The sequence below is a fragment of the Ditibartonella choladocola genome (assembly GCF_002007565.1).
Taxonomy (GTDB): Bacteria; Pseudomonadota; Alphaproteobacteria; order Rhizobiales; family Rhizobiaceae; genus Bartonella; species Bartonella choladocola.
Genome location: NZ_CP015625.1, coordinates 2,109,848 through 2,124,675 on the forward strand (window position 1 = coordinate 2,109,848; position 14,828 = coordinate 2,124,675).

12 protein-coding genes are annotated in these 14,828 nt (G+C 47.8%); 2 read left to right on the forward strand and 10 right to left on the reverse strand.

What is annotated here, in order from left to right; translation table 11 throughout:
• Positions 1 to 529: 529 nt before the first annotated feature.
• Positions 530 to 2,791 (forward strand): AGE family epimerase/isomerase, encoded by a 2,262-nt coding sequence (locus tag BBC0122_RS09345; RefSeq protein WP_077993286.1) that lies wholly within the window; start codon positions 530 to 532, stop codon positions 2,789 to 2,791.
• 235 nt (positions 2,792 to 3,026) lie between these two features.
• Here the strand turns inward: BBC0122_RS09345 and BBC0122_RS09350 are convergent, their stop codons facing one another.
• Positions 3,027 to 3,311 carry a hypothetical protein gene (locus BBC0122_RS09350; protein ID WP_077993287.1) on the reverse strand — a complete coding sequence of 95 codons (285 nt, stop codon included), beginning with the start codon at positions 3,309 to 3,311 and terminating at the stop codon, positions 3,027 to 3,029.
• A gap of 640 nt (positions 3,312 to 3,951) precedes the next feature.
• On the opposite strand from BBC0122_RS09350, the gene BBC0122_RS09360 reads away from it, so the two are divergent.
• Entirely contained in the window at positions 3,952 to 4,287 is a 336-nt protein-coding gene (locus BBC0122_RS09360; protein WP_077993290.1) for a YdcA family protein, read from the forward strand.
• 404 nt (positions 4,288 to 4,691) lie between these two features.
• Here the strand turns inward: BBC0122_RS09360 and BBC0122_RS09365 are convergent, their stop codons facing one another.
• The 9 genes from BBC0122_RS09365 to pyrF all read right to left on the reverse strand — a co-directional run bounded on the left by BBC0122_RS09365 (position 4,692) and on the right by pyrF (position 14,709).
• Positions 4,692 to 5,456, reverse strand: a complete 765-nt coding sequence (locus BBC0122_RS09365) for a pyrroline-5-carboxylate reductase (protein WP_077993292.1) — start codon at positions 5,454 to 5,456, stop codon at positions 4,692 to 4,694.
• A complete protein-coding gene (locus tag BBC0122_RS13305) occupies positions 5,453 to 5,578 on the reverse strand; it encodes a hypothetical protein (RefSeq protein WP_257788071.1) in 126 nt (41 codons plus the stop codon). Before BBC0122_RS13305 ends, BBC0122_RS09365 begins: the two co-directional genes overlap by 4 nt.
• Positions 5,579 to 5,725: 147 nt before the next feature.
• Positions 5,726 to 6,490 carry a pyrroline-5-carboxylate reductase gene (locus tag BBC0122_RS09370; protein ID WP_077993298.1) on the reverse strand — a complete coding sequence of 255 codons (765 nt, stop codon included), beginning with the start codon at positions 6,488 to 6,490 and terminating at the stop codon, positions 5,726 to 5,728.
• Positions 6,487 to 10,290, reverse strand: coding sequence for a methionine synthase (metH, locus tag BBC0122_RS09375; RefSeq protein ID WP_077993299.1), 3,804 nt, complete (start codon positions 10,288 to 10,290; stop codon positions 6,487 to 6,489). Before metH ends, BBC0122_RS09370 begins: the two co-directional genes overlap by 4 nt.
• Before the next feature lie 130 nt (positions 10,291 to 10,420).
• The gene (locus tag BBC0122_RS09380; RefSeq protein ID WP_077993300.1) at positions 10,421 to 10,666 is read right to left on the reverse strand and encodes a hypothetical protein; all 246 of its coding nucleotides are present in this window, start codon (positions 10,664 to 10,666) and stop codon (positions 10,421 to 10,423) included.
• 302 nt (positions 10,667 to 10,968) lie between these two features.
• The gene (locus tag BBC0122_RS09385; protein ID WP_225868105.1) at positions 10,969 to 11,376 is read right to left on the reverse strand and encodes a YraN family protein; all 408 of its coding nucleotides are present in this window, start codon (positions 11,374 to 11,376) and stop codon (positions 10,969 to 10,971) included.
• A gap of 160 nt (positions 11,377 to 11,536) precedes the next feature.
• Entirely contained in the window at positions 11,537 to 12,424 is an 888-nt protein-coding gene (gene rsmI, locus BBC0122_RS09390; RefSeq protein WP_077993301.1) for a 16S rRNA (cytidine(1402)-2'-O)-methyltransferase, read from the reverse strand.
• Positions 12,425 to 12,433: 9 nt separating this feature from the next.
• Entirely contained in the window at positions 12,434 to 13,924 is a 1,491-nt protein-coding gene (locus BBC0122_RS09395) for a succinate CoA transferase (RefSeq protein ID WP_077993302.1), read from the reverse strand.
• 89 nt (positions 13,925 to 14,013) lie between these two features.
• Entirely contained in the window at positions 14,014 to 14,709 is a 696-nt protein-coding gene (gene pyrF / locus BBC0122_RS09400) for an orotidine-5'-phosphate decarboxylase (protein ID WP_077993304.1), read from the reverse strand.
• Positions 14,710 to 14,828 lie beyond the last annotated feature (119 nt).

Below are 14,828 nucleotides of genomic sequence, written 5' to 3' on the forward strand. Positions count from 1 at the left end.
TTTGAAAAAACCCGCTCAACAATTATTCATTTCGTGTTTGTTTTCCCCTCCTCCTTGGCACTCAATCACCTTTTCCTGATCTGTTTTTTGGCCTTTTCCGCTTTTGTCCCCTCGCGTGACAGCGTTTTTATTATACTGATTTGAAAATTTTTCGCCAAAGCATGAAATTTTTGCCCGTGGTGCGGCGGTTTTGCCGCTTTAAATTGCTTTCTTCCCACCTCACGAACTTCCTGTCGCAAGTTTGACCGGTTTTTCCCCTCCCCACCGTTTTGTGAACATTTCGGGGCTTTTTCCGTTTATCTTATCAGGCAAAGATCAAGCCGACGGGCGCCGCCGAAGGCCGGTCTAAAAAAATATTTGCCTGTTTTCACAGCCATAAAACAATCGCTTGGAGAAGCACTCGACTATTATCGGTCTTCATTTTAATGGTTTTATTATTTTTTATACGACGGGCGGCATTGACTTGACCTAAACCCTTGAAAAGCGATAGCAAGAATATGCTTTCTAAGTTCAAGCCGGAAAAGAAAAAATGGCCGAAAAAATCATCAGTTTCATTATGAGTGGCGGCGTTGGCACCCGCCTTTGGCCATTATCGCGTGAAGATTTTCCAAAACAGTTTCACGACCTTTCCGGCAAAGGCTCGATGGTGTCCGGCACTGTCAAGCGTATGAATGCACGGCCAAGCGGCCACGGGCCGATTTTTCTGATTGCTTCGGAAGCCCATGAATATCGTTTGCGCCATGATATTGCCGGTTTGCCATTAAATGGCGGACGGCCGATTTTTGAACCTTTGGGGCGAAATACGGCGGCGGCTGTTGCTTTGGCAACAGCAATCACACTTGCCGAATATGGCGACAGGCTTATTCTCGTTGCCCCGTCTGACCATGAAATTTCAACCGATGACGATTTTTGGAAAACCATTCATGAAGGGGAAGAAGCTGCGAGGAGCGGCCGCATTGTGGTTTTCGGAATCCATCCGGACAAGCCGGAAACCGGCTATGGCTATGTCGAAACAGGACAGGAAAAAAACGGCGTTTATGACGTTATCCGCTTTGTTGAAAAGCCGGATGTTGAAACGGCCAAAAAATATTTGCAATCGGGCAATTTTTTATGGAATTCGGGAATATTCCTTTTTTCCGCAGCAACCATGAAAAAAGCCTTTCTTGAATTCCAGCCGGAAATCTGGAACAAGACAGTCGAGGCACTGAAAAGCGCCCATACAGACATATCGGGCACATGGCTAAATTACGAGCATTATGCGGCTATTCCTTCTGACTCTGTCGATTATGCCATTATGGAGCATGTCAAAGACATTGCGCTCGTGCCCGCCCGCTTTCACTGGAATGATCTCGGCTCGTGGCAATCGCTTTTGAACCAGCAATCAAGCCCCACACCGCCTGATGAAAACGGTAATGTGATTATTGGTGATGTAGTGGCAATCAATTGCCATGGCAGCTATTTGCGCTCGGAAGCGGGGTTACTATCGGCTGTCGGGCTTCATAATATGGCGGTTGTTGCGACAACAGACGCAACTTTTGTAGCTCCTGTCAAAGAAAGCCAGAATGTGCGCGACGTGGTGGCAACACTTGAGAAAGCCGGAAGGCTTGAAACCAAATTCACTCCCGCTGCCGATAAAATACCGCAAAGCGGCGCTTATCTCACGCGTGTCGAGCATTGGCTTTTTGATGAAGCGCTGCCGCTTTGGTCTACCCGCGGGGTTGATGAAAAAGGCGGTTTTTATGAAGCCTTGGGCTTTGATTCCATGCCGGTATTGCGCGCCAAACGCATGCGCACAATGGCGCGCCAAATTTATGCTTTTGCCATGGCCGGTGAAATGGGCTGGGACGGCCCTTATAAAGAGCTGATCGACCACGGCCTCGAATTTATCGGCAAAAATGGCAGAACAGACCGTGGCGGTTGGGTTTTGCAGCTTTCACAAGATGGCAAGGTTCTTGACGCTACCGAAGACAGTTACGATCAGGCTTGTGTGTTACTGGCACTTGCCCATGCCCATCGTGTCGGCAATAAAAAAGCCTTGCCGCTTGCTATGGAAACCTTTTCTTTCATCGACCTTCATCTTGCCGATAAAAATGGCAAAGGCTTTTTTGAAAATGCCAAAGGCGACGGAGAGAAAACATTTCGCCGTTCCAACCCGCATATGCATTTGTTTGAAAGTTTCATGGCCTGGTATGATGTGACAGGTGACAGAGATTATCTTGAACGGGCAGAACGCATTGTCGATCTTTTCAAGGAACATTTCTTTGATGAGGATAGCTGGACACTTGCCGAATATTATGACGGGAACTGGCAAAGAGCGGCTTCACCTGAAGGTGACATTTGCGAACCCGGACACCATTTTGAATGGTCGTCGCTGCTTGTCGATTTTTCCAAAAAAACCAATGACCGCAGTGTTATAAAGCTTGCCAAAAAGCTCTATGCCTCGGCCGTTGCCAATGGTTTGAACCGCAAAACGGGACTTGCCTATAACACGATTTCGCGCCACGGAATGCCGATTGACACCAATTCGAGAAGCTGGCCGCAAACCGAAGCGATCAAAGCAGCGCTTGCGCTTGATGGCAATGACGGGCCGGATTTGAAACCTGAAATCGAAGCGCGTGTGGGAAGGCTTTTCCGGTGGCATATCGACGCCGCCCCCAAAGGTTTATGGATTGACCTCATATCGGAAAACGGCCGCGCCATTGCCGAAGATGTTCCGGCTTCCATTTTTTATCATATGATAACGGCTTTGACGCAATATCGGAAATTTGCCCAACATTGGAAACTGGGTTGAAACCTCGCCGGTCAGTTCCTTAAAATCTGCCCTGCCCTGTTCAACGCCGCGCATGGTTTTCATGTCACCCCTCGAAAACAGGGACAAGAATTGCCGCGTTTAAAACCCGCACAATCCGGTTTAAAACAGAAACGCGCAAAACCGGCAATCAATCAAACAATAAAAACCCGTCCGGTTTGTGTAACGGGCGGGCTTTTATCGGGGTTCTAGAGTTTGAAAATTTTTAAAAGACCTATCAGCGCCAATCGGGACGCGGATGCCAAGGCCGCGGGCCATAATGGGGACCATGTGGTCCGAAATGCGGGCCATAATGCGGCGGCGGGGGCGGAGGTGGTACAGGATAGAAGTGCCGGTGTTCGAAATGGCGCCGATGCGGCGGATAGCGGTGGTGATAGCGGTCATAATGATGATGACCCTCGTCGATGATGATGACAGGATAAACATCGGCCTTGGCAGAAAGTGCACCACAAAGCGGCACTGTCATTGCAAGGCTTAAAAGAACAACAATCAGTTTTCTCATGTGAGATACCCTTTTAACGATTCTTGGAACACACCTTACGCTTTGTTAGCTGAACTTATCCTGAACCTTTTGTTAATCTTCTGTTCATCTTCGCCTTGATGAGAAAAAACCGATAAACCACCTCCCGAAAAGGCACACATGCTTCCCAAAAAGTGGCTCAAGCGGCTCCCGAAAAGTGTGAAGCGGTTTTCGGCAAAGAGCCGCGTGAACAAAAAAGCGCGGTTTTTGGTGAAGAAGCATGTGATAAAGAAGTACGGTTTTCGGCAAAGAGCCGCGTGAACAAAAAAGCGCGGTTTTTTGTGAAGAAGCATGTGATAAAGAAGCACGGTTTTCGGTAAAGAGCCGCGTGAACAAAAAAGCACGGTTTTTAGTGATGCAACATCGTAAAATAATGAGGTTTTTTTAACAAAAATGTTTCAATGACTGGTTCGCTTTATAACCGGCAGAGACAAGAAAAACCGTTTGCTGGCGAGCTACTTTGAAGACCGTTTCGAGCGGTTGATAGTGGAAAATTGCCGGAAATAACAACCGAACTATTGAAAAACTTCTGTCGATAGTCCCGCTTTTCTCCCGTCAAAGTCGAAATTGATTGCAAAAAAATCAATTCGAGTATTACGATGATCGCACGGGGGAACGGACTATGAAATATATTTTACTGCTCTTCATTTTTTTCACAGCCTCATTTCCGGAACTTGCTGCGGCAAATACACCGTGTTCAGGTCGGAAAGGCGGCATTTCCCATTGTGTTGGCAGAACCTTTATCTGTAATGATGGTTCAACCAGCGCATCGACCAAAGATTGTTCGGCCTATATGGGAGGCGGTGCAACAAACCGCCAATCTCTCGAAAGCAGCCCGTCCCTCATGGAACCATCAACTGGAAATTGTTCTTGCCGGTCGGGAACCTATTGCGTTGGCCCCAGAGGCGGACATTATTGCTATTCCGATAGCGGGCAGAAAAGCTACCTTCCCCATTGAAAGCAATTTTTGCAAATATGATGAATCCCGAAAACCGGCCTTGGAAATTGCGGAAAGCTGCAAGCCAAACACTTTTTAAAAAGGCCGTCCGGCGCCCAAGCCGATTGTTTTAGAGTATTCATCGGCCGCATCCGATATATTCGAGTTTTTCCCGCGCTACGATCGTCTTTGAAACTTCGCAACTTCCCCGAACCGCGAAAAATTTCTGTCGATTGCGTGACCGCCTTTTTTATGCCCGTGGGGCTTTAACGCACGGGCATTGTTGATTTATAACCGTTCGCAAAAGGCGGGGATTGCTTGCAAGCACCTCACTTGCCTTCACTATGCCCGTGGGGCTTTTTCAAGCGGGCATTGTTTTGAACCTACAGCCATTTCTTGGCGGTAGGCGTTTGCTTTTAAGCGCCTCACTCGCCTTTGATACGTTTGAACGCTTCATCTAGGCCGCCGGTGAGCGCTTCTCTGCCACCATGATCGGTAAAATAGAGCGAAACCAGCTCGTTCGTGCCCTTCTTGGTCGAATATTCGGCTTCCAATTTGTTAAAATCGGGCTTCTCTACTTTACGCGCCTCGTCGGCAAGATTGCCAAACATAGAGGCAAGAAATGGTGCCGACTGGCTTTCATCAAGGCCGTTTTTTTCTAGCCACCTGTTTGCCGTTTCGATGAAATTGAAATAGACACCCATCAGAGAGCCGGCCGTCATCATCAAAGCAAACTGGCTTTCATCCTTGACGGCAATTGCCCCACCCATCGCATTGAAGATTTTCTTCAATTCCGGATTATCCGGATAAATTGCTGTAACGCTTTTCGCTTCGGCAACAAAGGGATGCGGCACGGCGCGAAAAACCTTTTTGCCAATCCATTTTTCGGTCTCGGTTGCCGTTGCCATGGCTATAACCGAAATAACGGTTTTTGCTTTGGAAAAATCGAGCTTTTTCAATTCTTCTTCGGCAATCTGGCTTCTTAAACAAATGAAAACATCATCGCTCCGGTCAATCACATCCTGATTGTCTTTGCCGATTTTCACCTTTTCAAAGCGCTTTGAAAGCTCTGCCGCGCGGTCGGCATTTCTGGGTGAAATCGTAATTTGTTCAACCGGAAGATCGCTCTTCATCAAGCCTTCCACCATGGCCGAGGCAATGGTTCCTGTACCGATAAAACCTAGTTTCATTTGTCGCTTTTAACCTCGTAATTCAGGATCGGGCCAAGCCAGCGTTCGACTTCGCTCACCGGCATTGCTTTTCTTTCGGCATAATCTTCAACCTGATCGCGTTCGACTTTGCTCACCGACATTGTTTATTAGATTTATAACCGTTCGCAAATGGCGGGTGATTGCTTGCAAGCACCTCACTTGCTTTCACTATGCCCGCGTTTTTTTCAAGCGCGCATTGTTTTGAACCAGTTTTCGCACACAAATGGCGGGTGATTGGCGTTAGGTGCTCACTCGCCTTTGATACGTTTGAACGCTTCATCAAGGCCGCCGGTGAGCGCTTCTCTGCCACCATGATCGGTAAAATAGAGCGAAACCAGCTCGTTCGTGCCTTTTTTAGTCGAATATTCGGCTTCCAATTTAGTAAAATCGGGCTTCTCTACTTTTCGCGCCTCGTCGGCAAGATTGCCAAACATAGAGGCAAGAAACGGTGCCGACTGGCTTTCATCAAGGCCGTTTTTTTCTAGCCACCTGTTTGCTGTTTCGATGAAATTGAAATAGACGCCCATCAGAGAGCCGGCAGTCATCATCAAAGCAAACTGGCTTTCATCCTTGACGGCAATTGCCCCACCCATCGCATTGAAAATTTTCTTCAATTCCGGATTGTCGGGATAAATTGCTGTAACACCTTTGGCTTCGGCAACAAAGGGAAGTGGCACGGCGCGAAAAACCTTTTTGCCAATCCATTTTTCGGTCTCGGTTGCCGTTGCCATGGCTATAACCGAAATAACTGTTTTAGCTTTGGAAAAATCGAGTTTTTTCAATTCTTCTTCAGCAATCTGGCTTCTTAAACAAATGAAAACATCGTCGCTCCGGTCAATCACATCCTGATTGTCTTTGCCGATTTTCACCTTTTCAAAGCGCTTTGAAAGCTCTGCCGCGCGGTCGGCATTTCTGGGTGAAATCGTAATTTGTTCAACCGGAAGATTGCTCTTCATCAAGCCTTCCACCATGGCCGAGGCAATGGTTCCTGTACCGATAAAACCTAGTTTCATTTGTCTCTTTTAACCTCGTAATTCAGGATCGGGCCGAGCCAGCGTTCGACTTCGCTCACCGGCATTGCTTTTCTTTCAGCATAATCTTCAACCTGATCGCGTTCGACCTTGGCAACGCCGAAATAATAGCTGTCGGGATGTGAAAAATAAAGTCCGGCAACCGACGAACCAGGCCACATGGCGTAACTTTCGGTAAGTTTCACACCGGTATTTTTTGTCGCGTCAAGAAGCTCGAACAATGTGCCCTTTTCGGTATGATCGGGCTGTGCGGGGTAGCCCGGAGCCGGACGTATACCGCGATAATTTTCGGCAATAAGGTCTTCCTTGGTCGAATTTTCATCGGCCGCATAACCCCAATAAACCTTGCGAACGCGTTCATGCAGACATTCGGCAAAAGCTTCGGCAAAACGGTCGGCCAGAGCTTTGACAAGAATGGAAGAATAATCGTCGTTTTCGCGTTTGAAACGTTCGGCAATTTCTTCCTCGCCAAAGCCGCTCGTTACCACGAAACCGCCAAGATAATCCGGTGTGCCGACAGGAGCCACAAAATCGGCCAGAGCAAGATTGGGCTTTCCCTCGCGCCGCTGCAATTGCTGGCGCAAAGTGAAGAAGGTTGCCCGCTCGTGTTTTCTTGTCTCGTCTGTATAAATGCGGATGTCGTCACCAACGCGGTTTGCCGGCCAGAAGCCGATCACCGCCTTCGGATGGAACCATTTTTCGGCAATGATTTTTTCAAGCATTTTTTGCGCGTCATCATAAAGCTGGCGAGCAATTGGACCTTGCTTTTCATCATCAAGAATTGCCGGAAAACGCCCGCGCAATTCCCAGCTCTGGAAAAACGGTGTCCAGTCGAAATAGGTCGAAAGTTCGGCAAGATCCCAATCGTCGAATTTTTTGACACCAAGAAATGTCGGCTTGACCGGTTTATAATTCTTGAAATCGAGTTTCAGTGCATTGGCGCGCGCCTCATCTAATGAAACGCGGGTCTTTTGTTGTTCGCCCTTTTCATGGGCAGCGGCAAGCTTGGCATATTCCTCACGGATTTTTTCGATTGTTGCCGTTTTTGTTTGCGGGGAAAGAAGCGATGAAACAACCCCCACTGCCCGACTTGCATCAAGCACATAGACACTCTGCCCGCGGTGATATTGCGGGTTGATCTTGACGGCCGTGTGAACGCGGCTTGTTGTTGCCCCGCCGATCAACAAGGGAATGTCGAAGCCCTGACTTTCCATTTCATGGGCAACATTGACCATTTCATCAAGCGAAGGTGTAATGAGGCCGGAAAGACCGATTGCATCGGCCTTTTCACGCCGTGCCGCGTCGAGAATGGTTTGTGCCGGAACCATTACCCCAAGGTCGATAATCTCGTAATTATTGCAGGCAAGCACAACGCCGACAATGTTTTTGCCGATGTCGTGAACATCGCCTTTGACAGTTGCGAGAATAATTTTGCCCGCACTCTGGTGGCCTTCACCACCATTTTTACGCTTTTCCTCTTCCATATAGGGAAGAAGAATGGCCACAGCCTGCTTCATCACGCGGGCGGATTTCACCACCTGCGGCAAAAACATTTTGCCGGAACCGAAAAGGTCGCCCACCACATTCATACCGGCCATGAGCGGCCCTTCAATGACATCAAGCGGGCGTTCGGCTTTTTGGCGTGCTTCTTCTGTGTCGGCGTCGATAAATTCGGTAATGCCGTTCACAAGAGCATGTTCAAGGCGCTTTTCCACCGGCAATTGTCGCCAGCTCAAGTCTTTTTCCTTTTTGACGCCGCCACCGGCCTTACCGCGATATTCTTCCGCTAGTGCAAGCAGGCGCTCGGTTGCGCCAGCGTCTTTATTGAGGATCACATCTTCACAGGCTTTTTTAAGCTTGGGTTCGATTGTATCGTAAACGGCCAATTGTCCGGCATTGACAATGCCCATATCCATACCGGCGGCAATTGCCCGATAAAGGAAGACCGAATGCATAGCCTCGCGAACCGGTTCATTGCCACGGAACGAGAATGACAGATTGGATACCCCGCCGGAAATATGGCAATAAGGCAATTTTTTGCGAATTTCTTTGGTCGCTTCGATAAAATCGACGGCGTAATTATTATGTTCGTCGATACCGGTTGCAATGGCGAAAATATTGGGGTCGAAAATAATATCTTCAGGCGGGAAACCGACCTTGTCGACCAGAATTCTATAAGCCCGTTCGCAGATTGAAACCTTGCGTTGTTCGGTGTCGGCCTGACCTTTTTCGTCAAAAGCCATCACCACAACCGCCGCCCCGTAACGGGAGGCAAGTTTTGCGTGTTCGATAAACTTTTCCTCGCCCTCTTTCAAGGAAATCGAGTTGACGATGGATTTACCCTGTACACATTGAAGACCGGCTTCAATAACTTCCCATTTCGATGAATCAATCATGATGGGAACACGGGAAATATCAGGCTCGGCGGCAAGGAGATTTAAAAATTTGCGCATGGCCGCAACGGAATCAATCAAGCCTTCATCCATATTGATGTCGATAACCTGTGCACCGTTTTCCACCTGATTGCGCGCGACATCGAGAGCGGCGGTATAATCATTATTGGTTATGAGTTTGCGAAACCTTGCCGACCCTGTGACATTGGTACGCTCGCCAATATTGACGAAAGGAATGTCGTGGGTGAGTGTAAACGGTTCAAGACCCGACAAATGCAAAAGCTTTTCCTGCGGCTTGGGCTTCCTCGGTTTGAACGGTTTGACCGCTTCGGCAATGGCGCGAATATGGTCGGGCGTGGTTCCACAGCAACCGCCAACGATATTGATGACACCTTCACGCGCATATTCCTCAAGCTCTTTTGCCATAATTTCAGGCGTTTCATCATAACCGCCAAAGGCATTGGGCAAACCGGCATTGGGATAGACACAAACAAGTTCTTCGGTATTGGCAGCAATTTCCTTCACAAGCGGAAGCATAGCCTTTGCGCCTAACGCACAGTTAAGCCCGACAGAAAACGGCTTGGCATGGGCAACCGAATAAAGAAAGGCTGTTGGCGTCTGCCCGGAAAGTGTGCGCCCCGACATATCGGTAATTGTGCCGGAAATCATGATCGGCAATTCGATATTTTTTTTGGCAAAAACTTCTTTTGCGGCAAAAATAGCCGCTTTGGCATTGAGCGTATCGAAGATGGTTTCAATGAGAAGCAGGTCAACACCGCCATCAATCAATGCATTGATCTGCTCGCCATAGGCAATACGCAATTCATCAAAGGTAATGGCACGAAAACCGGGATTGTTGACATCGGGCGAAATCGACGCGGTCTTATTGGTGGGGCCAATGGAACCGGCAACAAAGCGCGGTTTGCCGTCTTTCTCTTCGGCCTGCAAGGCAGCGCGGCGTGCAAGACGGGCGCCGTCACGATTAAGCTCGTAGACCATATTTTCCATGCCATAATCGGCCTGCGCAATGGTGGTTGAAGAAAATGTGTTGGTTTCCAGAATGTCGGCACCGGCCAAAGCATAGCGCAAATGGATGTCTTCAATGGCTTTCGGCTGGGTCAATGTCAAAAGGTCGTTATTGCCTTGAAGAGCACAGCTACAAGCCACAAACCGTTCACCACGAAAATGTTCTTCATCAAAATGGAAAGACTGGATTTGCGTTCCCATCGCGCCGTCAAGAATAAGAATGCGCTCGCGCGCCAATCGGCGCAATTCTTCCGAACGGTTTTTCGGCTTTTCTGTTTGACCGAACAATTGTTCTACAGGATTTGATGTTTTGCCAGAGGCTTTTTCTTCACCGGAAGATGACTTTTCGACAATATGAGACATAGCGGGGGAACCTTTCATATCAGCCGGTCATGAGTGACATAAAGAAATCTTTATGTCAATGAATTCCAAGAATAGAAATAAAAAACGCCGGTATAAACCGGCGCCTTTTTAATAAAACTTTTTGTGATCGTCACCGGACAAAAATACCGATAGAGCAAGCGACACACAAAACTGACAGAATTATCAAAATAAGATAGGCTTTTTTCTTGTCGAACAGAATTGCAAAAGCAGAAAACCAGCCCATGACACCGGCACTTAAAGCAAACATAAAACCGGCGCGGTTCATGGTAACAAGATGGGCAGCCATCAGACCGCCAATAATCAACGCACCAAAAACTATTATAAGACCGGTTGCGAACTTCTCATAATCGTCCATAATCAATCCTCTTCAAGCGGGCTTGCAATTATCTAGAAATCGAAGTCCGGCTACTCAATGTTACTTTTCCTTCTAACGCATGAAAGACAAAAACAAAATGTTTTTTTCGTTCCTGCCGTTTGAACGATGCGCCTCACGACGAAGTTTTTCTCATGGAACCGTTTTCCTCTCCCAAACTCTTCGTCGTTAAAGCTATTATACCCTATTTATCGCAGAAGCTATTATGAGCAACACCGCTTATCTTGAACAAACCGGAATTGCCAAACCGGAATTGCTCGTTAGCTCTCCCCTTCTCATGCTTTTCAATTTTCCGGTTGAAAAAACGACTCTATATGGCGGGGCAATTTCCACGGGCTGACTGCAATCAAATCATAGCGCAGCCGCAATTTTTTAGCGTCGGACTGGCGTGCGAGAAAAACATTTGCCGCCTTGTCAATGCGCTTTCTACTTGGTTGTTTGACTGCTTCCATCGCCTCTTCAATGGTGGGACGCGCTTTTACTTCGACAATGGCAATAACATTGCCACGCCGTGCTATAATATCAATTTCACCGAAATAGGTTTCAAACCGGCGTTCGGCAATGTGATAGCCTTTCAGTTGCAACCATAAGGCTGCAACTCTTTCAGCATAAATGCCATACCAATATATTTTTTTCTTGCGTCTTCTTGTTCCGAGCATCATCACAGAAGAAAGATACATGCTTTTTTCCATGTTATCTTCTTTAAAATGACGATTTATACAGATTTAAAATGAGGATTTAATAAAGGGATCTTTGATAATAAATCGTGCCATATAGAGTTCATCCCCTTTGTTCAACAAACAAACGAGTAGAGCTTCCGACTATCAGAATATAAAGAGCCTGCTTTTAATATTAACCGGCTTTTAGCGATAACAGGCGCTTGTAAAGTTCCGTTTTTTTGTGTCCGGTTATTCTGGCCGCTTCAGCGGCGGCTTTTGCTGCGGAAAAATCTTTCGCAAGTTCGACCAGAAGCTTGTCGATTTCTTCCGTGTCGAATTTTTCTTCCTGTTTTGATGGCGGTTCGACAATTATAACAATTTCGCCACGTATTTTTTCGCTATCATTATAGCGTTCATGAAGTTCGGAAAGTGGCGCAACATCGACAGTCTCGAATTTTTTGGTCATTTCGCGACAGATTGCACCACGGCGATCTTTCCCGAAAACTTCAACCATATCAGCGAGAGTTGCCGAAACACGGTGCGGGGATTCGTAAAAAATCAATGAAGCGGGAATGGACGCAAGTTCTTCAAGGCGGGCTTTTCTTTGCATGGACTTTGTTGGAAGAAAGCCGGAAAAGAAAAAGCTGTCGGTTGGCAGACCTGTTGCAATCAACGCTGTCAAAGCGGCAGAAGCACCCGGAACGGGCACAATTTTGATATTTTTTTCGCGCGCCTCGGCAACCAGCCGGAAACCGGGGTCGGAAATAAGCGGCATACCGGCATCGCTCACCAGTGCGACCGATTGGTTATCTTCGAGAGCGCCGAGAAGTTTTTTACCTGCTTCCTCAACATTGTGTTCCTGATAAACGATCGGCTTCTGGTGGATACCATAACGGTCAAGCAAGATGCGTGTCACTCTGGTGTCTTCGCAGGCAAGCACATCGGCAGCGGCAATTGTTTCTATTGCCCGCAATGTTATATCGCCGAGATTTCCTATCGGTGTAGCCACAAGGTAGAGCGCCGGTTCAAGGGCGGGTGCTTCATAAGCATTCGCCCCGATGATATATTTCCTGTCTGTCAAAAAATTGTCCTACAACATTGAACCTGTTGTCTTGAGTTTACGGTGAAGTCCAAAGGCTTCATCAAGAATATGCGGAGTCTGGCCGCCAACCGTTTTGCAAGCACGATCAAAATAATCGCGCAATACATCGCGATAGTCGGGATGGGCACATTTTTCGATAATAAGCGGCGCACGTTCGCGTGGTGCAAGACCGCGCAAATCGGCATAACCCAATTCTGTCACCAGAACATCGACATCATGTTCTGTATGATCGACATGGGCAACCATTGGCACAACCGAAGAAATCTTGCCACCTTTGGCAACCGATTTTGTCACAAAAACCGAAATATAGGCATTTCTCGCAAAATCGCCCGACCCGCCAATACCGTTCATCATATGGGTGCCGCCGACATGGGTCGAATTGACATTGCCGTAAATGTCGAATTCAAGAGCGGTATTGATAGCGATAATACCGAGTCTGCGAATAATTTCCGGCAAATTGGATATTTCTTGCGGCCGCAAGATCAGCCGGTCCTTATAGTGTTCGATATTGGGGAAAACACGCGCTGCACATTTATCGCTCAATGTAATCGACGAAGCGGATGCAAAATCGAGTTTACCGGCATCGAAAAGCTCGAATGTCGAATCCTGCAAGACTTCGCTATACATCCGTAAATTATGGAACGGACTATCCACAAAACCGGTCAGAACCGCATTGGCAATCGTGCCGATACCGGCCTGAATGGGGCTTAATGTCATATCCATGCGCCCCTGATCGACTTCTTTCAGGAAGAATTCGGTCAAATGGCGGGCAATGGCATTGGTTGCATCATCGGCCGGCAGGATCAATGACGGGCTATCCTGCACATCGGAAATAACAATCGCCGCGATCTTGTTTTTGTCAACTTTGATCGATGTCGTACCGATACGTGTATCCGGCTCCAGAACTTCCACCGGTTTGCGATTGGGGCGCGGGGATGGAATATAAATATCGTGAATACCTTCTATTGCCGGATTAACGCTGGTATTAAGCTCGATGATAACCTGATCGGCACCCAGAGCAAAACTTGCCGAATTGCCCACCGAAGTGGTTGGCACAATCGAGCCATCTTCATGTATGATCGCCGCTTCGATAATGGCAATATTGACCGGTGGTAACTGGTGGGCGCGCAATTGTTCAACCGTTTCGGACAAATGTTCATCAATAAACATGACCTCGCCGCGATTGATCGCCGCTCTCAAAGTTGTGTCGACCTGAAATGGCATACGACGGGAAAGTACACCTGCCTCGCATAACAGCTTGTCGGTGTCATAGCCCAGTGAAGCCCCTGTCAGCAGGGTAATTTTAAAGGGGTGTTTTTTTGCCCGTTTGGCCATTGCGTGTGGAACAAGCTTGGCATCTCCGGCGCGGGTAAAACCGCTCATGCCAACGACCATACCATCTTTGACAAGGCTTGCCGCCTCTTCTGCCGAGACGATTTTTTGTCTCAATTCCGCACTTTGGATCCGGTCTTCAAACATTCTATTCTCCCATTTCTCCACAACAACAAAACGAGCCCCGCCCCGCTCGACTTTTTGTGGCTCAAGTAAATTTTTCCAAACTTATGCTATCAAGCCTCTTCCATTTCTTTCAAAATATTCCTTGCCGCTTCCAGAGGATTATCAGCTTTGATAATCGGACGGGCAACCACGAGATGACTTGCACCGGCTCGAATAGCGTCCATCGGGCTCATAACACGTTTCTGATCGCCTTTATCTGCCCCTTTCGGGCGGATACCAGGGGTGACCAGAGCCATATCAGGACCGATAATAGCGCGTAACTTGCGGGCTTCGGCAGCCGAAGCAACAATACCGCCCATTCCTGCCAAACGCGCGTCTTTTGCCCGCTTCAGCACCAATGTTTCGGCATTGTCGGAGTAACCGGCAGCTTTCAGATCAGCGTCATCCATGGAGGTGAGCACCGTCACACCGAGAAGACAAAGATTGCTTTGTCCTGCTGCGGCGACTGCCGCGCGCATCGCCTTCGGATAAGCGTGGATTGTCAACATATCGACTCCGAGTTTGACGATATTTTCAACCGCACTCGCAATCGTATTGTCGATATCCAGAAGTTTCATATCAAGGAAGACTTTTTTGTTTGCCGCTTTGAGTTCACGGGCAAATTCAAGCCCGCCTGCAAACAATAATTGATAGCCTATTTTATAAAAGCTGATCGTATCACCCAATTGATTAACCAGCTTTTCTGCCTGCCGAATATCGGCCACGTCCAATCCGACGATCAACCGATCTCGCATAACACTTGCCATCAATTAAACTCCATTCCCATTACATTCAGAAAGTCCGGAACATCCGCAACCAACTGCAACAACAGTTTTATTCCGGATAGGTTCCATCCGGAAGCTCCTTATCAGGCATAAGCTGAAAG

Coding starts and splice junctions, on each gene's coding strand:
- BBC0122_RS13305 (WP_257788071.1), bottom strand. CDS start 5,578: ATGTCGGTGAGCAAAGTCGAACGCGATCAGGTTGAAGATTATGCCGAA.
- BBC0122_RS09380 (WP_077993300.1), bottom strand. CDS start 10,666: ATGGACGATTATGAGAAGTTCGCAACCGGTCTTATAATAGTTTTTGGT.
- BBC0122_RS09385 (WP_225868105.1), bottom strand. CDS start 11,376: ATGGAAAAAAGCATGTATCTTTCTTCTGTGATGATGCTCGGAACAAGA.
- metH (WP_077993299.1), bottom strand. CDS start 10,290: ATGTCTCATATTGTCGAAAAGTCATCTTCCGGTGAAGAAAAAGCCTCT.
- BBC0122_RS09370 (WP_077993298.1), bottom strand. CDS start 6,490: ATGAAACTAGGTTTTATCGGTACAGGAACCATTGCCTCGGCCATGGTG.
- BBC0122_RS09345 (WP_077993286.1), top strand. CDS start 530: ATGGCCGAAAAAATCATCAGTTTCATTATGAGTGGCGGCGTTGGCACC.
- BBC0122_RS09365 (WP_077993292.1), bottom strand. CDS start 5,456: ATGAAACTAGGTTTTATCGGTACAGGAACCATTGCCTCGGCCATGGTG.
- BBC0122_RS09360 (WP_077993290.1), top strand. CDS start 3,952: ATGAAATATATTTTACTGCTCTTCATTTTTTTCACAGCCTCATTTCCG.
- BBC0122_RS09350 (WP_077993287.1), bottom strand. CDS start 3,311: ATGAGAAAACTGATTGTTGTTCTTTTAAGCCTTGCAATGACAGTGCCG.
- pyrF (WP_077993304.1), bottom strand. CDS start 14,709: ATGGCAAGTGTTATGCGAGATCGGTTGATCGTCGGATTGGACGTGGCC.
- BBC0122_RS09395 (WP_077993302.1), bottom strand. CDS start 13,924: ATGTTTGAAGACCGGATCCAAAGTGCGGAATTGAGACAAAAAATCGTC.